The sequence below is a fragment of the Leptothoe sp. ISB3NOV94-8A genome, from assembly GCF_043421595.1.
GTDB lineage: Bacteria > Cyanobacteriota > Cyanobacteriia > Phormidesmidales > Phormidesmidaceae > Leptothoe > Leptothoe turfae.
Map to the genome: position 1 here is coordinate 80792 of NZ_JAXSQW010000003.1, position 25075 is coordinate 105866.

19 protein-coding genes are annotated in these 25075 nt (G+C 47.5%); 4 read left to right on the forward strand and 15 right to left on the reverse strand.

What is annotated here, in order from left to right; translation table 11 throughout:
* Window positions 1–57: 57 nt before the first annotated feature.
* The 8 genes from SPB21_RS32795 to SPB21_RS32830 all read right to left on the reverse strand — a co-directional run bounded on the left by SPB21_RS32795 (window position 58) and on the right by SPB21_RS32830 (window position 11298).
* Window positions 58–1905 carry a DCC1-like thiol-disulfide oxidoreductase family protein gene (locus tag SPB21_RS32795; protein ID WP_499869239.1) on the reverse strand — a complete coding sequence of 616 codons (1848 nt, stop codon included), beginning with the start codon at window positions 1903–1905 and terminating at the stop codon, window positions 58–60.
* Window positions 1906–2004: 99 nt separating this feature from the next.
* A complete protein-coding gene (locus SPB21_RS32800) occupies window positions 2005–2931 on the reverse strand; it encodes a hypothetical protein (RefSeq protein WP_499869241.1) in 927 nt (308 codons plus the stop codon).
* Between the two features lie 33 nt (window positions 2932–2964).
* On the reverse strand, window positions 2965–4425 hold the full coding sequence (locus SPB21_RS32805) for an MBOAT family O-acyltransferase (protein WP_499869243.1): 1461 nt from the start codon (window positions 4423–4425) through the stop codon (window positions 2965–2967).
* Window positions 4426–4452: 27 nt separating this feature from the next.
* On the reverse strand, window positions 4453–4752 hold the full coding sequence (locus tag SPB21_RS32810; protein ID WP_163671256.1) for an acyl carrier protein: 300 nt from the start codon (window positions 4750–4752) through the stop codon (window positions 4453–4455).
* Window positions 4753–4845: 93 nt separating this feature from the next.
* The gene (locus SPB21_RS32815) at window positions 4846–6660 is read right to left on the reverse strand and encodes an acyl-CoA dehydrogenase family protein (RefSeq protein ID WP_499869245.1); all 1815 of its coding nucleotides are present in this window, start codon (window positions 6658–6660) and stop codon (window positions 4846–4848) included.
* 91 nt (window positions 6661–6751) lie between these two features.
* Window positions 6752–8578, reverse strand: a complete 1827-nt coding sequence (locus SPB21_RS32820) for a fatty acyl-AMP ligase (protein WP_499869246.1) — start codon at window positions 8576–8578, stop codon at window positions 6752–6754.
* Window positions 8579–9064: 486 nt separating this feature from the next.
* Complete coding sequence (locus tag SPB21_RS32825) at window positions 9065–10699, reverse strand: LA_3751/LA_3752 family putative glycosyltransferase (protein WP_499869247.1); 1635 nt, start codon at window positions 10697–10699, stop codon at window positions 9065–9067.
* Between the two features lie 392 nt (window positions 10700–11091).
* Window positions 11092–11298: a hypothetical protein gene (locus SPB21_RS32830; RefSeq protein WP_499869248.1), complete on the reverse strand. Its 207-nt coding sequence runs from the start codon at window positions 11296–11298 to the stop codon at window positions 11092–11094.
* Window positions 11299–11380: 82 nt separating this feature from the next.
* On the opposite strand from SPB21_RS32830, the gene SPB21_RS32835 reads away from it, so the two are divergent.
* Window positions 11381–12184: a RecB family exonuclease gene (locus SPB21_RS32835; RefSeq protein WP_250566039.1), complete on the forward strand. Its 804-nt coding sequence runs from the start codon at window positions 11381–11383 to the stop codon at window positions 12182–12184.
* Window positions 12185–12264: 80 nt separating this feature from the next.
* On the opposite strand, the gene SPB21_RS32840 is transcribed toward SPB21_RS32835, so the two are convergent.
* On the reverse strand, window positions 12265–12858 hold the full coding sequence (locus SPB21_RS32840; protein ID WP_163703186.1) for a Uma2 family endonuclease: 594 nt from the start codon (window positions 12856–12858) through the stop codon (window positions 12265–12267).
* An 888-nt stretch (window positions 12859–13746) separates the two neighbouring features.
* Between SPB21_RS32840 and SPB21_RS32845 the strand changes: the two genes are divergently transcribed.
* A complete protein-coding gene (locus tag SPB21_RS32845; protein ID WP_499869250.1) occupies window positions 13747–15345 on the forward strand; it encodes a hypothetical protein in 1599 nt (532 codons plus the stop codon).
* A gap of 76 nt (window positions 15346–15421) precedes the next feature.
* Here SPB21_RS32845 and SPB21_RS32850 read toward each other — a convergent pair whose 3' ends face one another.
* Complete coding sequence (locus SPB21_RS32850) at window positions 15422–16852, reverse strand: lipase family protein (protein WP_163702730.1); 1431 nt, start codon at window positions 16850–16852, stop codon at window positions 15422–15424.
* A 59-nt stretch (window positions 16853–16911) separates the two neighbouring features.
* Between SPB21_RS32850 and SPB21_RS32855 the strand changes: the two genes are divergently transcribed.
* Window positions 16912–17796, forward strand: coding sequence for an alpha/beta fold hydrolase (locus tag SPB21_RS32855; RefSeq protein WP_163666387.1), 885 nt, complete (start codon window positions 16912–16914; stop codon window positions 17794–17796).
* 53 nt (window positions 17797–17849) lie between these two features.
* Here SPB21_RS32855 and SPB21_RS32860 read toward each other — a convergent pair whose 3' ends face one another.
* From SPB21_RS32860 to SPB21_RS32880, 5 genes are all read right to left on the reverse strand, one after another.
* Window positions 17850–19379, reverse strand: a complete 1530-nt coding sequence (locus SPB21_RS32860; RefSeq protein WP_499869252.1) for a lipase family protein — start codon at window positions 19377–19379, stop codon at window positions 17850–17852.
* A gap of 25 nt (window positions 19380–19404) precedes the next feature.
* On the reverse strand, window positions 19405–20838 hold the full coding sequence (locus SPB21_RS32865; RefSeq protein ID WP_499869254.1) for a lipase family protein: 1434 nt from the start codon (window positions 20836–20838) through the stop codon (window positions 19405–19407).
* A gap of 92 nt (window positions 20839–20930) precedes the next feature.
* Window positions 20931–22154, reverse strand: a complete 1224-nt coding sequence (locus SPB21_RS32870) for a lipase family protein (RefSeq protein WP_499869255.1) — start codon at window positions 22152–22154, stop codon at window positions 20931–20933.
* Between the two features lie 124 nt (window positions 22155–22278).
* Window positions 22279–23532, reverse strand: a complete 1254-nt coding sequence (locus SPB21_RS32875) for a beta-ketoacyl synthase N-terminal-like domain-containing protein (protein ID WP_499869256.1) — start codon at window positions 23530–23532, stop codon at window positions 22279–22281.
* A 6-nt stretch (window positions 23533–23538) separates the two neighbouring features.
* Window positions 23539–23796 carry an acyl carrier protein gene (locus SPB21_RS32880; protein ID WP_006512953.1) on the reverse strand — a complete coding sequence of 86 codons (258 nt, stop codon included), beginning with the start codon at window positions 23794–23796 and terminating at the stop codon, window positions 23539–23541.
* A 276-nt stretch (window positions 23797–24072) separates the two neighbouring features.
* Here SPB21_RS32880 and SPB21_RS32885 point away from each other — a divergent pair, with 276 nt between their 5' ends.
* On the forward strand, window positions 24073–25020 hold the full coding sequence (locus tag SPB21_RS32885; RefSeq protein WP_163666395.1) for an acyltransferase domain-containing protein: 948 nt from the start codon (window positions 24073–24075) through the stop codon (window positions 25018–25020).
* Window positions 25021–25075: the final 55 nt, after the last annotated feature.

Genomic DNA, 25075 nt, shown 5'->3' on the forward strand with positions numbered 1-25075 from the left:
TTTTATACAAACAACAGTTCGGACTCATTGAGGGTGAATATCAGTATCGTTGTGAACTCAATTAGGGATACAAGACTGGCTCCAGGGTTGGCTCTCTTCGGTAGTTTGTATTTCACCCCGAGAAACAGTTCTTTCCTTTGTAAAAGATACTTCAAAGTGTTTGAGGCGCTGATTGTTTGAGTTTTTATGGTTCCAGCTGCGGCAAACATACTTTCCATAGTAGGGATAGAGTTGTTGGCCTAGGGCACGGTTGAGATTAATAAAATAGGTACGCCACTGCAGATTTTTGTAGATTGCCTGTCGTTGAGCCAGGGTGGGTTTATCTGCAGATATAGGCTGATGGGGCTGCAGTAAGTTCACGGTATGACCATCTGCCAAAGTGCCTACTACAGAATACCAGCCATCATCACGGGGAGGACCGGGTGAAAAGATACTCCAGGACTGATCTAGTCGCGTCGCTTGCATTGGAATGTGCAGCCGATTGGCGGTACGGCTATTGGTCACACGCCTGAGAGCACGAATTGTTGGATGGGGATTATCAACAAAGGCATGGTGATGGGTAATGCTGCGGAAGTTCCAGATAGAGGTAAGGATTAACAGGATTGCCGTCAGGCTGTTGCCAAACCACGAAGCACTGACAGAAAAAGCCTTAAATTTGAAGGGACGTGTGACTAAACCAGCCCTACGGCGGTTGTTGGCGATCGCATCATAAAACCGAGTACCCACTTTCATCATGGGTGACCAACGCAGCACCGGGGCTAAAAACCAGAAGACAGGCGATACGCTACACACATAGGCGATCGCTTCAAACTTATAGTGATACTTGCCTTGCCAATCAACGACTACCCAAGAATTATGGCGCTCCATGGCCGCAAAGATATCAGGATCGCTCTGCGTAGTACGGAGAGGAGTATCTGGCAAGAGTAAAAACGTGCGGATCAGGTGCACGACTTTTTTACAGAAGCCACAGTCGGCGTCATAGTGAATCACCAGGCCATGGTGCTCCCGACCATAACAGCGCTTGTCCCACCGTTCCCAGGTAGAGGTGGGAATAAACACAAGCCAGGTAACAATACTCAGAGCTGGAAAAATGCCAAGGTTAAGGGTAAGACCAAAGCCCAGGTGCAGCAAAATAAAGGTGACGATGGCGATATTGCGAAACAGAGCGGTACGGATAGGCACAAATATAAACAGCGGACCGATCCACTCCAACACCAGGGTAAAAAAGGTCAATATGGGGAGCAAAGCACCCAGATTTAAGAGCCATGCTCCTAGGGGGGTGACATATTGGTCAAAGCTTAAGGCATAATAGACTGCACTGCCTTCAGGCCACCAGGTGGAACTGGTTGTTTTGAAGAAGGCGGAGAACATATATATGTAACACTGCTGAACCATAAGAGCGACGCTAGCAGCCCCAAAGAAACGTTTTGGTAGGCTTTGGGCAGCGGTATTGAGAGCACTGTCAATGGAATACTTGGCCCCCAGTGGGAGAAACATCGCCCAAAACATGATCGCCCGCAGAACATCATCAGCCGCGAAGATCAGGGCTGGATTGCGATTATGGAGAGAGACAATCAGTGCCCAGGAGGCAATGGTCGCTAAACGCGTTTTGTACCCCACCAACAGAGCCAGGGCCAAGATCACCGCCACCAGAAATATTAGGGCCTGTACCCAGGCTTGACCACTGATCAGGTGAAGCGACCAGTACCCATCGGGTAAGATTTCGGCGGCTGCCTGCCTGGGTAACACTCCCGCATCGGTATAGTGGGCGACTAAATCACCCAGACGAGTCAACAGATCCGCCAGGATGACTAAAGCCAGACCAATGCGTAACAATGCCAAAGACCTTAAATCTAGGCCATAGCGCTTTTCTAGAAATCCGAGGCGGGGAACAGTGTCGGCCATGGAACTACAGGGGCAAGGAGGATAAAGAGACTGTTTAAGGAGTAAGCAAGTTTTGAGGTGGATTCATAGGTTCAATTTTGTTGGCTTTATTAGCCAGACCTATTGGTTAGCTAGTAGCGGTTGAAGTTGTTGGGCTAGGGTTTGCGATCGCAACCTCCGCGCCTCAGGCATCAGGTGATAATGGGTATCGGCAAACAGATTAGGATCGGACTGAATGTTCAATGTTTCAGAGTCATACACCACAGGAGCAATGTTTGATAATGTATCTACCGTGGCCTCAACATTTTTCTGTGTTTCTAAATCGCTGGCATCGGCGTAGACCCAGGGTAGTGCCAACAACAACGTAGCGCCTTTGGCCTCCACCTCCTGACGAAACTCAGCAATACGGTCAAGGGCATAGGGTGTGGCAGGCTGTTTGATTTTCATCTGCCACCATTCCCCAGTGCGCGCCTTGGTGATGGTTGGATCTCCTTGGTCGGTGAGGGGATCATCGTAGTAACCCGTCACTCGCCCCAAGGTGGCCAAATCTATAGAAGACTTCACCACTGCCCGCAGTGAAGGCACCCCCAACATCAGCACATTTTGTGCCAACTGTTTTGGTGGAATATTGCCGGTTAACGGCTGCCCCGTTGCCAGGGCAAAGGCTCCAGAGCGTTCACCTAGACCATTTTCATGGTTTAACAACAGATATTCCGGGATTAACAGAACAGTGTCACCCGGTTCTACCTGGGGTAAAACACTGGGCAAGATCAGGTTCAACCCCACTGGACCATCAATGCCCATATTGATCACCGGTAGCCCCAGATCTGCCTCCAGCACCTCAGCATTGATCGTGTAGTGGGCTCCTGACCCCCCGGTGACAATCAACTTAGGAGATTCAAGAGTTTGCGCCAGGGCGATTTTGCGCTGATACATAGACCGCAGCCAGCTGGTTTCACCACCGCCGTAAACGTTATACAGGCTGCCAGCACCCCAAGCTAAACTTGCGATCGCAGCCCAGCGTAACAACTTGAGTGACTCTTGCATCTGACTGATCCCCCCCTGTATAGCCGCTAGGCTCTAAAACTCAAAATAAATAAATTCAGATGGAATATTGGCAGCAAAGAGAATCGTTAGCACTAATAAGGCTTTAGAAACCCAGGGCACCAAAAAAAGCTCATATTCTAAAGACCGTTCTTGCCAAACTGCAATATGCTCTACCAGTAAAAAACCTGCAGCTAACAACAAAATCAGCCCCAGCGCCATGGCTTCATTCAGGCTGAACTGACTAAATGCGCTGCCGAGATTCGCTAACGAATACGCCCAGGGTGTGATCAATGTGGTCAACTTAGTGACGAGCCGAGCCGTATTCAACTCCATAAAGAACAAACAGCCCAGCACCACTGAGCCAAAGGTTAATGCCCACGACATAATTTGAGGTCGTTTGACATACTTGTTAACAACTCTCTGAAAGGGTCGACCAGCATAGCGCAGGAGCAAGAGGAGAGCACCGTGATAAGCGCCCCAGAGAATAAAGTTCCAAGATGCCCCGTGCCAGAATCCCGAGAGGGTGAACGTCGCAAACAGAAAAGCAGGAGCCCAGGCTTTTCGAGACCCCATGAGCGGTAAAAACACATAGTCACGAAACCAGGTACTTAGGGAAACATGCCAGCGTCGCCAAAACTCGTTGATGCTCTGAGAGGTATAGGGGGCTAGAAAATTTACAGTTAGACGCACCCCCAACACCCGGGCAATGCCCACGGCCATAAAGCTGTAGCCGGCAAAATCAAAATAAATTCGCAGCGTGAACAAAAAGGCATAAAACCAAACCAGCCAAGCATTCCCCGCCTCTTGCAGATCAATGTAGGGTGCAATGTTATCGGCGAGGACAAATTTCATAAACAAGCCCAGGGACAACCACCGCAGCCCCCAGTCCCAGTTATCGGCTGTGAACTTAAATCTAAAACTAGAAATTTGCGGTAATAGGGCCGACCGTCGCTCAATCGGACCCGCCACAATTTGAGGGAAAAAGGCAACAAAGTTCACATAGTCCATGAACTCAATCGGCTTTTTACGGCGGGCCTTGAGGGAATCCACCACAAACGCCACCATCTGAAAGGTGTAAAATGAAACCCCAGGTGGAATTCCTTCAAAGACCGGCAGTGGAAATTGCGATCGCCAATTTCCCGGCACCACAACCGCCAATCCTAAAATATCCTCAACAAAAAAGGTTAAATACTTAAAATAGACCAGTACACCTATGTCAAAAATAATCAGCAACGTGGCAATGAGTCGTTCCTGTTGGGGTGGGCGGGTGATCATCCACCGTACCATCCAATAGTTAAACAGGATTTGGATCAGAAAGACAACAAAGCTGGTGGCACTGGCATTGAAAAACAGCAGTAGCGATAGAGCCGCAATCCCCACCGTGTCAAAAACGCCACGCCAAAGGTTAAAAACCTGTCCAATCAAGCGCACCGTAAAAAACGGGACACAGAACAGCAGCAAAATCCACCAAAAGGAAAACTCAGAGAAATTCAAAACGGTGTCTCCTTAGTAGCATTTGCCCTACAGATCCTTGGGATCTATCGAGACCTCAAATTCATTGACTAAGTAGGTAGAGGCTTTGGCAATGGTGGGATAATCCCAAAACAATGTAGACGGTAGCTCCAGGTCAAGCCAGTCCTCTAAATCGGCAACTAGGGTCACAGCATCGATGGAATCTAATCCATAGCGAGTCAGAGGTTGGGTGACGTCTACCGTCGTTGGCTCTAAGGAAAGCACATCAGCTAGCTGTTGAACCAGCCAGGTCTGAATAGCTTCAATCGGAGAGATAACCGTTGGGTTTTGAGTAGTAGAAGATGTCATAGGTTTCAGTTAATGTAAGGTCAACGGTCTTAACGAGAGTAAACTAAACGGCAACAGCTTTAACTAGTTTGAACATGAGAAACCCTTTCAGATCTAAACCTGCAAAATGGGAGCAGGGGATTTGATCGGAGCAGAAGCGTTAACAGAACTTGTCCTAGGTGCCAATTGGAATGGCACAATTGACAACATTTTGTCAGCCCCATGGAGCCGTAACAGTTCCTCCGCTACGGTTTCGTAGTAAGCCAACGGTATGGCTGGCTGCTCAGGGGTGAGCTGGGCTAACAATCGATCTGCGCACAGCACCAGCCATTTCCCTTGAGCAAAGAAATCTCCCAGCTGGCTGCGATTGTGCAGCCACATGTGCAGGCAAGTCGTTGCAGCATGAATATAACAGTATCGCTTGGCCTCTTCAAAGGCTTCAAAGGACTGATCGTGACCATGTTCAAAAGCACCATCAACAATGGCTTCATCCTGTTCATCCAAGACTTGCAGAAATTGTTGGTACTGCTGCTTGAGACAGTCCAGGACATTTTTATCTATATCTAGGGGGTTGCCGAGGGCCTCCAGGGTAGCCAGGGCGGATTCTAATCCCTGGGGCACATCATCGGTGCCCCGAGCGATCAGATCGAGCTGGCTGGGATCGAAGGTAGGGAGCTCTGTCGTTAGATTAAAGCTGTTGCGTAAACGTGCTTGGAGAGCGACTAAATCCTTGGGTTTACGCCGACTGCGAGCTTTGGCTAGCTGCCGTCGCTGTAGGATCAAGGCATGGAGATTAACGACTGAGCTGCCATCAAACACACTGATTATGGAACTATCGCGCAACATTTTTTGGAAAACACCATAGTCGTGCTCATCGCGCATATAGAACCTTGCACCCAGGACAACTGAAATATCCTGTTGCATTTTTTCTAGGGTGACGGGCACAAAATACTTGTCCACCGCCGACCAGACGCTAAACTGCCGGGGAGCAACGTGAAATCCTCGCGCCGCCGCAATATTGACACAGTCACAGGCCAGGATATCAAGGAATCCATTAACCAACACACGGCGGGGGTGAGGCATATCCCAGACGGTCTTGCCGTAGAGCTGACGATTCAGGGCAAAATTGAGGGTGGTGCGCAGACAAGTATCAGCGGAACCCTGGGAAAATGCTGCACACAAGGCCCGAGTAATCTGAAATCCTTTTAGGGCTAGCTCTAATCCTTGCCCCTCTTTTCCTAAAAGCATTTCATCAGGGACAAAACAGTCTTCAAAATAAATACCGCTCATGTCGGCTCCACGAATACCGTGGGTTTTGATTTTAGGGTTGTTGCCAAAACTGGTGGGATCAAGTGCCCGTTTGTCTAGCATAAACAGGGACAGCCCTCGATTACCTCCGGCTTTGTCAGTGCGGGCCAGCACAAAGGTGATTTCCGATCGAGTTGCCCGGTTAATGGGCCATTTCTCACCCGTGAGGCGATAGCCGCCAGGCACTTTTTCTCCCACTAAACTGCCACCGACTAGATCACTGCCGTGCTCCCGTTCAGAATAGGCCAGGCACATGGTGCCGTAATCATCTTGCATAAACCGAGCCAGCTGTTGTTTTTGTGTTTCCGTACCTGCCATCCAGGTGAGGAAAGACCAAAACATGGTGGTAAATGCGATCGCAGTATTCAGATCGCGACGAGAGAGCACCCGCACAAATGCAACAAATTCCTCAAAAGAGGTAAATTTGCCACCGCAGTCAGTGGGAATGTAATAGTGTTGTAATCCCCAGTCATAGAGCCCCTTAATTTCAGCCTCAGGGAAGACCTCTTGTTCATCAAGGGTGGCCATGTGCTGAAAAGAGAGAGGGTTCTCTGGAATAAAGGGGTTGCCTAGGGAGCGCTCCAGGGCTTCCGCCACCCAGTATTGCTTAAGAGATTTCATAGAACTGTCGCTAGGATTGAGAACTTAATCTAGGCAATAAGGCCTGATCGTCATAAAATAGAACAACTTGATTCTGTAGCACCCACAACCATCAAGAAGATGCCATCTGTACCTGGTTTTCCAGGGCGTCAGCATCATTTTTAAAGCTCCTCATCCTGGCCGTCAGCTGAGGATGCTCACTCCAGTCGGCAATGACCTCTAGGGTACCGACTAAAAAGTGATCGCGGCAGGCCCGCCGTTGGATTTTGCCACTGGACGTCTTCAGAACATTGCCGGATTTGACGAGTGCGATCGCACTCACCTGTAATTCATGGGCTTCGGCAATAGCCTGCCGAATATCTGTCAAAATGTCGTCCGCTGTCATGGTTAACTGATGCTGGCGCTCCACTTCTTGCACCACTACCAGCTTTTCTTCTCCTTCATCAATGATGGAAAAGGCTGCGCCATAGTTCGGACGAAGAGCCGGATGTAGCTGCTGCACCGTCCACTCAATATCTTGAGGATAATGGTTGGCACCGCGAATAATAATCAGATCCTTAATACGTCCGGTGATATAAAGCTCCCCGGCCCGCATAAAGCCTAAATCTCCTGTGCGCAGGTAGGGGCCAACCTGAGGTGTATCCTTGAGTCTTGCTCCAAATGTTTCTGCGGTGGCATCAATCCGTTGCCAATAGCCGCCAGCAACACCCGAATCAGCCACCCAGATCTCTCCCACCTCGTCATGAGCACATCGAGTTAACGTATCTGGGTTAGCAATGACAACCTCAGTCTCGCAGACTAATTGACCGCAACTCACAATATCTCTCAGTAGAGCATCTTCCTGGACAGGAGCGACAACCCCCTGCTCCAAAGCAGTGGCATTCAGCGACAAAATCACCGGCTCTGTCCCCACCCGTTTACTAGAGACCAGGAGAGTAGCCTCTGCTAAACCGTAGGCTGGGGCAAATGTTGTCCATCGAAAACCATGGGGGGCATAGGCATCCAAAAACTCACCCATGATGCGAGGGTTAATGGGTTCTGCCGCATTACCTGCTGCTTTCCAACAGCTCAGATCTAACCCCTCTCGCTTGGCGGGCTTCACCCGACGGACACACTGGTCATAGGCAAAGTTAGGGGCCTGGCTGTGGGTAGCTCGATATTTAGAAATGGCTTCCAGCCAACGCTGAGGTCGCTTTACAAACGCCAGGGGTGACATCACATAGCAAGGCACCCCAGTATACAGGGGTTGGATTAATCCTTCCACCAAGCCATAGTCATGGAAATAGGGCATCCAGGTAACTGTTGCCCCCTCGGGCGTATACCCACAGGCCCGTTGCAAATAGGCAGAATGGTGCATTAAGTTTTTGTGGCTCAGCATGACCCCTTTAGGCACCGATGTCGAACCTGAGGTGTACTGTAGATAAGCCAACGCCTGTTGATCTACCTGGGGATCTTGCCATTGCTCCGCCAAATGTAAATCTACCTGCTCGGTGTTGAACCAGGTCATCTGTTCAAACTGAGGAGATACTACATCCTTATTATTCTTCAGAAGATCGATGATGCGTTGAGTACTCAACACTAAACTAGCATCAGCATCCTTCACAATCTCCAGTAGACGAGGCAGTGCTCGCTTCATACGCCCAGCGTCTGGAGGAGGAACCGGAATAGCAATCACCCCAGCATATAGACAGCCACAGAAAGCGGCAACGACCTCAACTCCCTGGGGATAGAGCAACAATGCTCGCTCTCCTTTAGCCTGTTGGAGACAGGCGGCAATTGCCCGAGCCTGTTGATCAAGTTGTTGATAGGTGTAGCAAGCGGCTTCAGTCTTACCATCTTCAAGAAACTGATAGGCCAGCTGATCAGGTTGCCTATCAGCTCGATAGCGTAACAGATCAATCAGGGTCGTGAGCTTTGGGGATACAGAGAGCTGAAACATGGCAATGTAGCAGAGCTCCAAATAAGAATTTGATCACAAATGATACTTAGGGAGATCGCACTTAAAAAGCTGGAAAAGCTATCAACAAAAAGATAGCGGTGCGAAGTTTAGAATCGACTATGCAGATTAGGGGCAACCTGAATGTTCTGCACCTAGAGCCTGAGTGACTGAAGGCAAGAATGTAAGACCTTATACCGTTGGTTGCTGCGAGAAAATACTGGTGTCATAATCGCACGAACCTTAGGGAAAGAGACCAGAGGCCTGAAAGCTCTTCACAGAAAAAACATACAGTTTTTTCTAATATAAAGTTCTTTATTGTCTAAGTGTATCCACTGAAGTAAACCATTGTAGTGAGTGAGTAGTACGCTACAAAAAGAGCATAACTCTAAAATATTTAGGATCTTAAATTCAATGAGGACATAGCTTTCAGCATTTATCCAGCAACCTCAAAAAGATGGGAAACCCCCATAAAGCCTGGTGGCTTTCTCAAAGTTTTGAGATCATGACATCGTACACAGGGTACTTTCCAAATGTCCCTAACGAAGAGAATTTAAGCTGTAACGACATTTTCTTTGAGAGAATTACTAAATTTTCAGCGGGTTCTTCAGGGGTAGGACAAGGGCGATGGGGGTAGCAGATATATAAAAATTGGCTATATCCCTGTTCATACAGACCATCTGCCAACTGTCGAACGTCGGATGTTGATTCAGTCAGAAAAAAAGTTTTTTCAGGGGTTGCTACCCAAAGTTGCTGAGCGACAAACTGATGGGACATAGCAATGTAAGGGCTGGAATGCTCAGTAATAGCAGTAATCGCCGGTGCGATCGGCCCATAGTTGCGACTGAGAGAAACAGAGGCCGTGGCGCGATCTCCATAGTTGGCGACGGTACCGTTGTAAACGTTGAGATAAGCACCTGCTAAAAATACGATAGTTAGGCTACTAATTGTTAAATAATATCGCCAGCCCCTCAAGCAAGTGAGCACTTGATTGAGATAGGTGCCGCCAATCAGGGTAAGTAGTGGCACCAGGATTAGGTAGAAACGAGCGCCCCACTGTTTGCCACCAGCCCCAGGCGGAATAATCAGAGGAACAACCAGAGTAAATAGTAGAAGAATTAACCATATTGTGATGATCTGATAACGAAAGTATCGAGGCTTGCTAAATCTGGTTAAAACGGCAATCGTCAGTACCCATAGGGTAAATGGGAAGTATTTGATTAACGCATTGAGCAACTGTTGATAATTAGCCATGGCTTGGGACAGTTGCTGACGAATGGAAGATTCTTCGACCACCTGAAGGGCATGAATACCTAGAAAATGGCCATAAATCGTTTGATTAAGCCCAAAAAAGACCAACATACTCAACAAAAGGCCACTTATAAACAAGCGGCCTTTACCCTGGAGTATTGGTAGCCAAGACAACATTTTTGGACTCACCCATTGCCAAAGTGTAAGTCCCACTACAATGGCGGCCAAACATATAAATTCAGAGCGAAACCAAATGGAAAGACCGATCAGGCTACCGGATAAAAATACCTGAATATTGGAGGTTGTAGCACCCTTTGGCCCTAGCAGTATGGTGATTCCCCAAAAGGCTAAACTTACGGCTAGGGTATGCTCCCAGTACATGGCTCCATACAAGGTTAAGGGAGAGGCAAAAATGAGGATACTGAGTGAGATCGCAACCACATCTGCTCTCCACTTTAGTTGTTGTCCAATCTGAAAGAACCTTAGCCAGATTAGCCATAGGGCTAGTAAAGGAACAACATACAGCCCCCAGTAGCCTAGAACACTGTAAAAAATAGATGTCAGTGCTGGAAAGGGAAAAGGAAAGGTAATGAAATAATTATCAAATCGTTCATAGACATAGGGAGGCGTGAAGGGATACAGCCCTTGTTTCCATAATTCAACAACCCAGCCTGGGGCCGATAAGCGTAAATCAAAATGCCAATTTCCTGCAGCCAGTTGTTGAGACAGCAAGGCTTTAAGGCCACCATCACCACTAAAAAATACACCCCCTTGGGTATATTTTTGCAGACTGAGGGTAAATAGAATGCCGACCAAGATAATAAGCCATGGGAACTTAACATCCAGGGATATCTTCGATCTAGAGGGATACATAACGGCAGTTCCTCGATGACTGTCGTGATTTAGGGTATTAATTCTTATTTACGAATATCTGGCCATGGGAAACCTGTTCAGGTTTGAGCTGAAATCTGAGACCGGTAACTATAGCTAACGCTGCAAAACCTTGATGCAACGGCCATGTAGTATACAAGGTAAAGCTACAAAAATGCTGCAATCAAAAAGTCCCAAAGACCGAGATATTCTAGTTGAAAGCCAATGATTTTTTAACATTACCACTGATTTCAAGATCTGGTGCGATCTCATCGATTAAAAATATGCCTGCTTTGTCAGTGCTTGTCGTTTTTCGAGACACTCATCCTGTTGCCACTTAAAACACGTAATTAAGTGTTTGAGATTCCACCATTTCTGACTGGGAAATTCATAGGTTAAGGTTTATTAACCTGTAGTCTGGCCATCTCTGAAGTGGCCAGACTACTGATAGTGTCATAGTTGAGGACGCGAACTCCACCAGAAGCAATTGTCCCCATGGCCAGTGCCTTATACAGAGACGCTATCAACTCTACAGAAAGACTTTGTAGATTGAAAAGTTCAACAGTCTTGTTGTTATGGTAGTGATGATCGGTATGACCCATGGACAGGAGTCTCTAGAAACCTTTCCATTCCCTGATGACAACTTGATAAAGCCCTGTGCTGTAGTTGGCTGTCAGTAGTAAAATGCTGGCTATGGCATATCTTCTCTCGGCAACCAAACTCAAGTCCTATGCCCAGTGTCCCAGGGCCTATTATTTTCGCTATGAGTACGGTTTGAAACAGCCGTCGATGTTTGGCGCGGCGGTTTTGGGTAAGGCCTTGCATGGTGCCCTGGCGCAGCTATACCAGGATTGGCATTATCAGGAGCCGTTACCGTCAGAGGGGTGGCTACGGTATTGCTGGGAGCATCAGATTAGTGCGTTGACGGCGGCCCAGGTGGAAGCGGGGTGGCAGATTCTGTGGCGGTATTTTGAGACTGAGATTGTGCCGTTGGGGGTGATGCAGCGTCCCTTGGCAACGGAGGGCAGAATTCAGGGGTTGACCCAAGTGAATGGTTTGGAGTTTAAGCTGACGGGGCGTTATGACCGATTGGATAGTTTAGACGATGGGTTGGAGCTGATTGATTATAAGTCGGCGAAGAACCCGAGGGTACCTGAGGCTGATACGGTGGATTTGCAGTTGGGTTTGTATAGTTTGGCGTTAGAGCAGCGTTATGGCAAGTTGTTGCGGCGGCTGAGTTTGTTGTTTTTGCGGACGGGGGAGCGAGTGACCTATGGGGTGACCGATGAGCATCGGCGTCAGGTGGAAGCGGTGATTGGTGATCTGGCGTTGCGGTTGTTGGATGAGGAAGATTGGCAGCCTAGATGTGGGGAGCAGTGTGGGCAGTGTGCCTATGCGAGGTATTGTTCGGCGGTGGAGGCTGAACCGGAACCGTTGCCGGAGGTGCGGCAGAAGATACGGCGGTTGCAGTTGTGTTTGGGTATTTGACTATTGTCTTGGTGGACTGTTTACGGGGGTAAGGATGTATTGCTGTGTTTCCTTTGCTAAAAAGATACCAATTTTCTCCCTTACCCCCTTTCTTCTTCCTCCCCTGCGTTAGTTTCCAAAATTACCTGCTCATACAGTAACTCAATTGGACACTCAAACCCAACACTCTCTAGGGTGATGATATCCTCAGCCTGGTATGTGGTATATAGCCATAGTCGCCCTTCTCCTCGCCGATAAATTTCCACCTCAATCTGGGTGGAGCTGATCAGGACATATTCTTCTAAACTGGGCAAACTGCGATATTCTCTGAACTTTTCGCTGCGATCTAAGGTTTCTGTGCCGGGCGACAGGACCTCGATAACAAGTTTTGGGTACCGCAGGGCATCCAATGCGGTTTTGTCGCGTTCGTCGCAGCTGATGGCTAAATCTGGATAGCGATAAATCTGTGGGGTGATGTTGACTTTTGCATCGGCCATGTTGATGCGGCAACCTTGTTCGCGAGTGTAGGGTCGTAGTTTGGTAAGCAGGTTGATGGCGATGTCGTTGTGGGGTAAGGAGCCCCCGGCCATTGCATAGACGCTGCCGTTGACAAATTCGTAGCGCAGTTCCTGCTGGGGTTCCCAGTCCAGGTAGGCGGCGGTGGTCATTTTTTGGGGCGGGGGTACGGCAATCATAATTTTTGGGGTGGCTGGCTGATTATATTATGGCGTAGTTAGGGAGTGCGATCGCGACGTCTAAAATTATTACATCGGCATCTGAACGTTGGACATTAGCATAGTCGATTACAAAATATCACTTGACGAAAACCACGATTTTTAACTAAGAAAAATTCGCGAGGTTCCTGTGGAGTATCAGGTAGGTAATTGCCAAGACGAGTTTGACTGACAATGCGTTCAGGTCACATACTTCTCACCAGATCCTGAAATTCCATATCTACTCATTCGAGGTGATTTAAGGATTTGATCAGTCAATAAAGCTCGTTCTTCCGGTGAAAAATCCTGCACAGATTGAAGCACTGTCAAAGGAAATTTCATAAAGCGTGAGTTCACGATGGCTAGTGATAAAACTGTTGGATATTAGACTCTCTCCAGATGGGGGTTAAACAATAAATGCGTCGTCGTCAATTTCTCGTTTTTCAATGTCGTCTCTGTTCCCAGAGTCATTACTCACCTCCCGAGACTGACATTGCGATAGCGAATGGATCGTTCGGATGGCTTTCCAAAAACAACAAGGGGTTGTTTTATCTAAGAGTATGCCTGCTCTACTGTTGTCTAAATTATGGGCTGATAAAATAGGGCAGGGAAAAACTCTAAAATACCTTCATTGGTAGCTTAAAAAAACGACAAAAATGCAACATTAACTTTGCGCTCAGTAGTTAAGTAAGGTAAGCTTAAGTAGAGCAGATTTAAACTGTTTAACCACGTTTTCTCTTACTTATCTAAGCTAAAAAACTTTTTCCACATAGCAATCAATCGTATTGGTATAGCGAAACTTGGATTAACTGTTCTGCCCTATCCTATTCAATCTCATGCACTCATCAATTTCATAGGAAAAGTCCTATTATGAGTCTAAATAAGAAACGTCCGCACGAGGTAATCCCTAGTTACTTAGATTCGGTTAGTAACCAGGTCGCGACCATCACCAATCCGTGCACGGATATGCCGCTAAAGATTCCCCATTTTTCTGTCATGAGGCAGGCAGCAGAGAATCTTGATAAGACAAGTTATCCGGCAGATATCGCATCCGTCATTACGTCCTTCCTTCAGCGAGGGTCATGTTTCGACATGCAAGCTATTCCATCTGGTTACCAGATGGAATTTCCGGCAGATCATCATATTCACCCAGACATTGGAGGCATGGAGTTTTATATTTTAGCGGCCAATCTGGATACGACAGATCCCGACGGTCGCCCTCAAAAGATCGGCATAGCGATGTGGATGCAAAAGAATCGCATGGTCGGTCTGAGCGCACAAAAGAGTGCGGGTTGGTCTGATGGGGATACGTTGGTGGGGTCGGTGATGGCCACTGCAGTGTTAGCTCCGCCGAAAAAGAAAAAGAAAATGCCGTTTTTGGCAAGTACCTATGCGAAAAGTTCAGTAAAGGGTGGCCCAGAACAGAGTTCTAGAGCTGGGGAAGACCTGGTCTTCGAATGTGAGAAGAGTCTGGAGGGAAAAAAAGTCCGTCGTAGTCGTCTTTTAGAATGGCCGATTGTCGGTGGAAAACTGGAGTACAGCAAGACAGGTGAGCCATTTATTTTTTCTGTTGGCCCTGATTCTTTTAGTGGCACTGAGAATGTTCTACCTTTGCAGGCCCAGGTCAACGATGGAGAGAATTTAACGTTTGACCTCATGGTAGATTGTCTTGAAGAACTTCAACCGGAGACCGCATTTTTCTTGCAGGGACCCGCTGGCCCGACGGGCTTCCAGGTCAACTGGCCGCAATTGAAGATTTCGGGTTCGTTAATGGTGGAAGGCAAGCGCTATCAGATTACTGCTGGAACCGGAACCATAGTGCATCAAGCCATGCCAACTAGCCTTGAAAATGCGGACGGTGCCGTTAATCCTATCCCTTACCTTGAAGATCCGAGACCCTTTGTTGGCTGGGCCTGGCAGTGGTTTAATTTTGACAACAAAGATGCCGCCATCTTTGCGGGTGTGAATATCAACAATTTTTCTATCAACCTTGTTCCACCGTTTGGTGTCTATGCAACAATCGATGATGGAAAATGGAAGGTGACATCGTTTCCCACAGCGAGTACACCCCAAGGGTCGTCCATCATGTTGGGGGATTTTCACGTCAATCCGACCGTGGCCAGTCAGCCTGGCCCGGATCGACCCAGTGCCATTATGCCCACAACTTGGAAGTACTTGATCCTGGGGGATAATTCGCAGCCGTTGCTGGATGGATTCGCGAGTGCCTGGGCGGGGGATGGTGCAATCAATATCAATGATTGGTCGATGTTTAGTGAGCTACCGGTCACGTATTATAGTTCTGATCCAAATTTGCCTGACGGTGTGGGCTATTGTGAATCTTTTGGCTTTGAAAGTACGATCCAATATACAGACCGTGGATTACAAATGCTTCGGACAGGACAGGTGCCAGAACCATCGTCGGATTCGAAGTCCTTTTTAGAAAGGCTTCTGAGTATTTTCAGGTTTTGACGTTTCAACTAAAATCAACACAAAAGTAGGCATTATCTCCCCCGGCTCTGTCGGGGGTGGTGCAATATTTTGTGGACTACCATCCTTCTTCAATCAGGAAAATTAGGGGCTGAGAGTTCTCCATCGGTGTGCCATCGTTCCACTGATGAACTCTTTCTAGGATCTCGTCTAAAAGCGGACCTTCACCTTCCTTTAAATCGTCGATTTTGTCCTTAGACCGTTGACCAAGCTCCATCATCAGGATGGGGGTTGTGTTTAATGACGCGAGGACTGTTTGGATGCGAACACCCGCCTCTGTGGGTCTGGACATAACAGTCACAGTTCGCTGGGAGATTGCATCCATGCGTTGGGCAAAATCTCCGATATCAAAATATTCGATATAACCGATTGAGTGCTGTATTAAGGCTTCAGTGAGAAAATTAATGGTATTAGTATGATTTTTATTGGTCTCCGATAGGTCTAGATCCTTCTTTAGTTCATTGACGACTTGGTCAATTTCGTCAGAGGTGGCTGGGTACTGACTTCTCATATTATTAATATCATAATCGTAACAGGTTGATTCAAACCCTTTTGTGTTGGGAGCGACGTTTAGATAGTTATTCTTCCTTGTGGATTGTTTAAGTAAGAAAACGAGTAGATCTACAAGCGGAGTAGATTGCAAATCGCACTGTTTGTATAGTTTGGGAATTTTGTCGAGCATTTCGCTGTTGAAAGCATGGGGAACCATATCCATCGAGTTCCATTGTCTATTGGTTGTAGCCAACAGCTTGCTGTCATAATATTTGGAGAAGTTAGTGTCACCTTGAGTTTGGCCGGCTGTCGGTAAACAGCTAATCGATGTAGAGCCGTCTGTGTCCCATTCGGAGCGAGTATCCTCTAAATAGAGGGAGTAGCAGGGTGACAAGGCACCCCCTAAACTATGTCCGGTGACCATGATATTTTTGAATGGCCTGCTAGCTAGATATTGCTGGGCCGTGGTCCCATGATCTTGAGGACTTTTAATGGAGACCAGATTTTTTAACCCCAGGGAGATTCCTTTAGAAATGCGTGGTTCCCTCTGGGGCCCACACCAATGAGGACCAAGGTAACATGCAATAGACGCCACATTGGATTTTTTGCCATAGGGCCATGGTACGGTTTCTCTGACGTTAAAGTCTTGGAGAACCCAGTTCATTAAGGATTTACCATTGGTTCCTGCGATCGCAATAACTGCCTGGCTGGGATCTGTTTGTGGCACAATAATGAACATCGTATTGACCGCTCTGCCTGGCCCAGCCCACGAACCGACAGACACACCCGGTCCCCAGACCAAATGCCAAACCCCGATTAACGTTTGGATCTCTTCGTCCTGTAATACCTTGGTCAACATGGCTTTTGTTTGTTTAGCTATCGCAGCTGCCTCTCCTGTATAGTTGAAGCTAAGGATAGTTGACCACGAGATACAAAATATCTGCTGTTCGAAACTATAGGTTCCGTTGTTGTACCCTGAAGTATCGGTAGTTGTCATTTGTTTTTTCCCATATAGGCGGATTTGTCGCTGACCTCAAGCGTTATTTGGCAAGAGTAATGACCATGATTCCTCAACAACAATTTGAATCAGCAATCGGCACCATTGAATATTGTGACATTGGCACCGGCCCCCCGATCCTTTACTTCCACGGTACCGGATGTGGCAACGGTGTTGTGGCTCTATTTGAACAATCATTGCTGGATGCTGGCTATCGTTTAATTACTCCAAATCGACCGGGCTACTATGGGACAACATTGGGGCGTCGCGGTTCAGCTACTTTTTGCGCTGACTTAGCGGCCCATCTGTTGGATCATCTCAACGTCGATCGCGTCGCGGTTATCGGCACATCTGGTGGTGGTATGCCTGCGGCACAGTTCGCCTGTCGTTATCCAGACTACACTGCTGCCCTGGTTCTACAATGTGCCCAATCCCATCGATGGGACAACGGCATGTGGTTACCCAACGGCCTTGGTCAGTTGCTATGCCTGTTTCGACACAGCATCTTCGAACCACTGTTGAGCTGGCATAACAGACAATATTGGCAACACGTACAATTAAACCCAATGTCATGCATCGAAAGTTTAAGTGGAACCCGATTTTACGACATTCAGCAAGATCCTGATGTCCTAACAATTATAACGGCAATGTCAGCCATGGGAGTCGATTGTGCTGCCAAGCCAGCTGGTTATCTGAATGACTTAGCCATGATGGTTGGCGATGAGAGTGTTGCACTAGATACCATTGCTTGTCCCACCTTAATTTTGCACGATCGAGCAGATCCCATAGTTCCATTCGCCCATGCAGAATGGGCATACAGATGCATCTCTGAAGCTTACCTTCCGAATATTCGTTTAGGTGGGCATTTGATCTGGCACGGAGCCCATGCTTGGATCATGCGGGAGAAAAGAAACTCATTTCTCAAACTATCACTAGCCGTATAAAGGCAGGTATGGAAGGCTAACGCTTGCAGGTATCACCTCAGTTGGGCCACCGATTAACGCCCTGAGCTACCACCAGACCAACAATGATCACTAGAGGGGGGCTTCGTCTGATCTTCAACCAAAAAGATTACGGGCTGAGCGCCCTGGTTGGGCTTGTCTTGATTTATCTGGTCCACTTTCGTCAGGATCGCATCCCAAAGTGGACCTTCTCCTGCTTGCAATTCGTCAAGTTTCTGCCTGGTGGGCTGAACGAGATCGAGAAGAATTGGTCTTTTCGTTAACAACTCAAGCAACTTCCTCAAACGGCCACTTCCATCTTCAGGTTTAGATACAAGCACTGAGGATTGCTTGGATGCTGGCGTCAGTCGTTTGGAGAAATCGTCAATATTAAAATGGGCGATGTACCCGATCGTATGTTGGATTAAGGCCTGAATGAGAAATTTAAGGGTACTACCAATATCTAAAGTAGGAACCCCGTCTTGTTCTAGTGTCTTCTCAGATGCATTCAACATTTGGATGAACTCCCAAATGTCTTCAGCGACTTTGGATTTAGTATGCTTTATCAAGACATCCGGCTGATAATACTGGGATGGAAAGTCCTCTGCATGGGGAGCGACATTGAGATAATTCAGGCTCTTGGTATCTCGTTGAATCTGGCGAACCAACAGCTTGATGTCCACACTGGCAGAGAGATCCGGTTCATACAGGTCGGGGACTTGGGCTAACAGCTCTGTATTGAAAGCATGGGGAACAATGTCCATCAGATTCCATTGCCGATTGGTCGTTTCCAGTAGTCTATTGTCGTAATATTTGGAGAAGTTACGATCACCAGGGGTGGGGCCAGCCGTGGGCAAACAGCTGATGATTGTAGATTCCGATAGATCCCATTGGGAACGGGTTTCATCTAAATAAAGAGAATAACAGGGTGACAAGGCTCCGCCAAGGCTATGTCCAGTCACCATAATATTTTTGAATGGTCTGGTAGATAAATATTGTTGGGCCGTGATTGAAGTGTTGCTTGTTGGGTCAACACTTTCAAGGTTAACTAGTTTGTCTAACCCAAAGTAGGTGCCTTTGGAAATTTGTGCCTCTGTTTGCGAAGGACCATAGGGCCATGGCACGGTTTCCTTGACGTTAAAGTCTTCAAAGATCCAGTCCATCAAGGAACTACCATTGGTGCCAGCGATCGCAACCACCGCCTGCTCAGGATCGCTTTCTGGAACAACAATAAACATAGAGTTGAGCGATTTGTCTGGCACAATAGCAGATAAAAGCGAACCAGCATACACCCCCGGTCCCCAGACCAAGTTCCAAATACCGATCAACTTTTGAATCTCTTTGTCCTCTAATACATTTACCAGCAACTCTTTTGTCTGGCTAGCAATTTCAGAGGCTTCACCTTTGAAGCCAAAGCTGAGAATAGTGGACCACGATAGAGAAAATATCTGTTGCTCGAAACTATAGGTTCCATTGTTGTAAGCTGACGCATCTGTGGTTGCCATTGAGTTCTCCTTGCTATTTTTGGATGAGCTGCTGGCTAAATATTGCTGGGCCGTGATCCCATTATCTTGAGGACTTTTCATAGAAATCAGTTGGACTACCCACCGATCAACGCCCTGAGCTACCACCAGACCAACAATGATCACTAGAGGGGGTACTCGTCTGATCTTCAACCAAAAAGATTACGGGCTGAGCGCCCTGGTTGGGCTTGTCTTGATTCATTTGGTCAACTTTCGCCAGGAGCGCATCCCAAAGTGGGCCTTCTCCTGCTTGCAATTCGTCAAGTTTGCGCCTGGTGGGCTGAACGAGATCGAGAAGAATTGGTTTTTTCGTTAATAACTCAAGCGACTTCCGCAAGCGGCCACTCCCATCTTCAGGTTTAGATACCAAAGCTGAGGACTGTTTAGATGCTGGAGTCAGGAGTTGGGAAAAGGCGCCAATGTCAAAATAGGCGATGTACCCGATCGTATGCTGGATTAAGGCCTGAATGAGAAACTCAAGGATACTACCGATACCAAAGCTAGGGGTCTCAAATGGTTTTAGTTCTTCCTCAAATGTTTGAATGGCCTCCTCAATGTCTTCCACGATGGCTTTATATTTATCATTACTTATAAAGTCAGACAAGCTGTAATACTGGGATGAAAAACCTGCTGCCTGAGGAGCGACATTGAGATAGTCCAGGCTCTTGGTATCTCGTTGAATCCAACGAACTAACAGCTTGATGCCCACACTGGCAGAGAGATCTGGTTCATACAGGTCGGGGACTTGGGCTAACAGCTCTGTATTGAAAGCATGGGGAACAATGTCCATCAGATTCCATTGCCGATTGGTCGTTTCCAGTAGTCTATTGTCGTAATATTTGGAGAAGTTACGATCACCAGGGGTGGGGCCAGCCGTGGGCAAACAGCTGATGATTGTAGATTCCGATAGATCCCATTGGGAACGGGTTTCATCTAAATAAAGAGAATAACAGGGTGACAAGGCTCCGCCAAGGCTATGTCCAGTCACCATAATATTTTTGAATGGTCTGGTAGATAAATATTGTTGGGCCGTGATTGAAGTGTTGCTTGTTGGGTCAACACTTTCAAGGTTAACTAGTTTGTCTAACCCAAAGTAGGTGCCTTTGGAAATTTGTGCCTCTGTTTGCGAAGGACCATAGGGCCATGGCACGGTTTCCTTGACGTTGAAGTCTTCAATGATCCAGTCCATCAAGGAACTACCATTGGTGCCAGCGATCGCAACCACCGCCTGCTCAGGATCACCTTCTGGAATGGCAATAAACATCATGTTGAGTGATTTTTCTTCCCCCACAAACGAATCGGCATAAATTCCTGGTCCCCAGACCAGGTTCCAAACACCGATCAACTTTTGGATCTCTTTGTCCTCTAATACATTTACCAGCGACTCTTTTGTCTGGCTGGCAATTTCAGAGGCTTCACCTTTGAAGTTAAAGCTGAGAATAGTGGACCACGATAGGGAAAATATCTGTTGCTCAAAACTATAGGTTCCGTTGTTGTAAGCCGACGCATCTGTGGTTGCCATTGGGTTCTCCTTCAACTGGTTAATTTTGGGCTGAGGCCGTTGACCAAGATCTAAAAGAATCGGCTTGTGGATTAACCACTAAATTTTCCACGTTAAGTTGATAGCTGACTAAAAATCTTGCTTAAACGGGTGTCACCCTCTACAGGTTTGGATAAAAGAGTCAAACGTTGAGGGGATATTTTTTTCTTTTGATATTGAAGCATGATGTCGAGGAAATCTCCAACATCAAATTTATTAGTGTAGACGGCTGTATGCTGGATTAGGGCCTGAATAATAAACTGGATAAACCCCTCAACGTTGCCATTGGCTTCATTATCCCCGAAAGCAGTCCCTGCCTGCTTAAGTGTTTCGATGGTTTCCTCAATGGCTTCAACAATGGGTTTGTATTTATCTGTAAAGTCAGCAAGGTCAACGACCTGTGATGGAAATCCTTCCGCATCAGGAGCGACATTTAGATAGTTTAGGCTCTCTGTAACTTGTTGAAGCTGGCAAACTAGCGATTTTATGCCATCAGTAGAAGAAAGATCCGGTTCGTACAGGTCAGGAATTTCGCCTAACCTCTCCGTATTGAAGGCATGGGGCACGATGTCTAACAAGTTCCATATTTTAGTGGTCGTCGCTAGCAGCTTACTGTCGTAGTATTGGGAAAAGTTAATATCCCCTGGGGTTTGGCCAGCCGTGGGCAAACAGCTGATGATTGCAGAGCCGATGCTGTCCCATTGGGAACGGGTTTCATCCAAATAGAGGGCATAGCAGGGGGACAAAGCTCCGCCAAGGCTGTGTCCGGTCACCATGACCTTTGTAAATGATTGACTAGCCAAATACTGCTGGGCCGTGATAGAAGAGCTGGTTGTTGAGTCAACACTTTCCATGTCGGTCAGCTTGTCCAACCCAAAGTTGATGCCCTTGGAAATTTGTGGATTCGTCGATGAATGGCCATAGGGCCATGGCACAGTTTCTTTAACGTTAAAGTTTTCAAACACCCAGTCTACTAAGCCACTCGTGCCAGCGATCGCAACAACTGCTTGAGTAGGATCTGTTTCTGGAGCAACAATAAACATAGTGTTGTCCGCTTTGTCTGACACAATCGGAGCGCTGAAAATTCCTGGCCCCCAGACCAGGTTCCAAACCCCGATCAATTTTTGGATCTCTTCGTCTTGTAATACGTTGATCAGCAATGCTTTTGTCTGACTCGCAATCTCAGAGGCACCACCTCTGAAGCCAAAGCTGAGAACAGTGGCCCATGATAGACAAAATATCTGCTGTTCAAAGCTATAGGTCCCGTTGTTATAACCTGACGCATTTATGGTTGCCATTGGATTCTCCTTGGGAAAAAAGACAAAGACAATGAAGGCCCATTTGCGTGAGTTGAATGTTACCACAGACTCTTGCAAGTTGCTGTTCAACTCATGCCTGCCCACGGATCAATGGGCAGGGTCGTTAGCGGCTACGTCGAATCACAAGCGATGTGTTGATTCCCCCAAATCCAAAGGAGTTGCTTATGCCCACTTCGATATCGGCTGCCTGGGTTGTTGTTCCTACAAACCCGTAAGCAGAAGCAATGGGATGCCTCAGGTTTAAGTTTGGGTGCAGAAACTGTTGATTCATTTGCACCAGTGTCGCCGCCGCTTCTACAACTCCCGCTGCATGAAGGCAATGGCCGATCAATCCCTTTGTAGCATTAATTCCGACACTGTTTATATGCTTTCCGAACACATCTTTCAGAGCTTTTGCCTCGGTCTCATCCCCAATCAGAGAACTTGTCCCATGGGTATTAACGTAGTCCACTGCTTCAGGTGATGTGTTAGCTTGCTCAAGGGCCAATCCCATGGCTCGAGCTTCTCCTTCAACGCTGGGATGACTGAGGCGATGGGCATCTAGACAGGTCGCTGCACCGGCTATGTGGCCTAGGATCTCTGCCCCACGGGTTTTGGCGCAATCAGCGGATTCAAGTATTAAACAAGCACTACCCTGACCGTAGATAAACCCCTCGCGATCTCGATCAAATGGGCGACATGCTTGCTCGGGGTTAGTTTTAAATCGATTGCCTCCCAAGGCTCCTGCATTACGGAAGGCTTGCAGTTCCATGGGAGAAAGGTCCGTCATGGCCCCGACGACCAAACAGATATTGGCAATACCGTATCTGATCTGCCGCCAGGCCTGTAGAACTCCCATGTTGCCACTGGCTGAGGCCCCTCCCACAGTGCAGCCCTCCCCCTTAATTCCCAAGACCTCGCTCAAAATGCCCACATGATCTGTATCCAGGAAGTGCAGGGCGTAACTCGCAGGCATAAAGTCCAACGTTTGCGAGAATTTCTCACATATCTGGTATTGGTATCCTGGCGAAATATTGTTTCCCGCAACGATGAGATTGGCTGACTCCAGGGGCATATCTTCAGCTGGACCAAAGGCATGAATGCTCGCTTCAAGGGCGGTTAGGAGTGACAGTTGGGCAGCAAGCGGAACTCGATGCCCGGCTCTTCGGGCACGGGAGTAAAGTGATGGTGGCAACTTGAGAGCCGCGAGTCTCTCTTTAAAATCCCATGGAGATATCCGCCCGGCGACGCCCAATCCGTCGCCGACATCTGCGGTGATTCCGCAGACACCTGCTTGCAAGGCCCGAGTAAAGGCATCCCTGTCACCACCGATGGATGTAATGATGCCGATACCTGTGACGACAACGTCTCTTAACACCTGAATCTACTCTGTATGCATCCTGCTGTGCAGAAAATCCACTAATCCTTGGATACTCTTTACCCCTGCGAGTTCGTTCAAAGGAAATTTGACTTCCAACGTCTCCATCGATTGGACGACGACATCAGCCCGGTCAATGGAATTTGCCCCCAGGTCTTTCATACTTTGTTGTGGATCAATTTCCACAGAGTCTAACTCTGGAAGAATTTCCCGCAAGTTACCTGTAACTACATCGAATATTTCTGACTTTGTTCTGAGCGCCATAGGTAGAAGTGTGTGAAAACGCTAAATAAACCTTGCCCACGCCCAGAACGGTTGTTTTAACCGAGAAGAACCTATGGGGTTCAACTTGGACGTAGTTCACCTTAATTTACAATCAATGTTAGTCGATAAACTTCGAGAAAGGTGTAAGAGTTGTGAACAAGGTCTAAGAACAAGGTCTAACCGAAAGGGGCTCAAAAGGTCTCGGATTTGAGGTTAGGACTGATCAAATTTTTCAATAAACCTTGATAACTAAAGTTATGAGAGTATTAATGTACCATGAGTAAGGTTATTTGGATGTTTTCAGGGCAAGGCTCCCAATATTTCGACATGGGGCGTGATCTCTACAAAGCAAATCCTGTATTCCGAGACAGGATGCAGGCTTGTGATGCTCACTGTGAACGTCTCCTGGGGTTTTCGATTTTGGAGATCATCTACCCCAGGGCTAATGTATCTAAATCTGCACCGTTCGATAATCTCCACCACACGCATCCAGCGCTCCTATGTATCCAATATAGTTTGGCCCAAACCCTCTTAAGTCAAGGAATGAAACCGGATCTGATGCTGGGTTATAGCCTGGGTGAATGGGTGGCACTCTCTGTATTTGGTGTCTTGCCATTTGCGGCTGCCTTGGAATCAGTTGTCGAGCAGGCGGACCTGTTGAAACGATGTACACCACCGGGTGGCATGCTCGCCGTTATGGCATCGCCAGATATCGTAGATTCTTCCCCTGTTTATCAGGACATGGCGATCTCAGCTCATAATTTTCGCAACCATTTTGTCCTGTCTGGACTCAAGCAATCCATAGATCGTGTTCAGGCCCACCTCCGGGCAAGTGAAATCACACACCAGCGCCTACCGGTTACCGTCGCGTTTCACTCGCCTGCCATGGATGCAATTGAAATGTACTACAAGGCTCAAGGTCATCGAAAATATCCTCAATCCCTGACAATTCCACTGGTATCTCTTGCTTATACAGAAATCCTGGATATCTTACCTGAGGATTTCTTGTGGAATATACTGAGACGCCCGGTATTTTTTGAAAAGACTATCCGGCGACTTGAAGCCGATGGCGATTATCATTTTGTGGATCTGGGGCCATCGGGCACTTTGGCAACGTTTTTGAAGTACCTTCTGACGCCCGACTCCCACTCTAAAATCTCCCCGATCCTGACACCCTTTCAACAGGCCCAGGTAAATCTGGAGCGATTGGAGTCTGCCCTATAAGGGAAACTACTGACATTGTTGATTGCTGATAACTCGTAAATATACGGATTTCTTC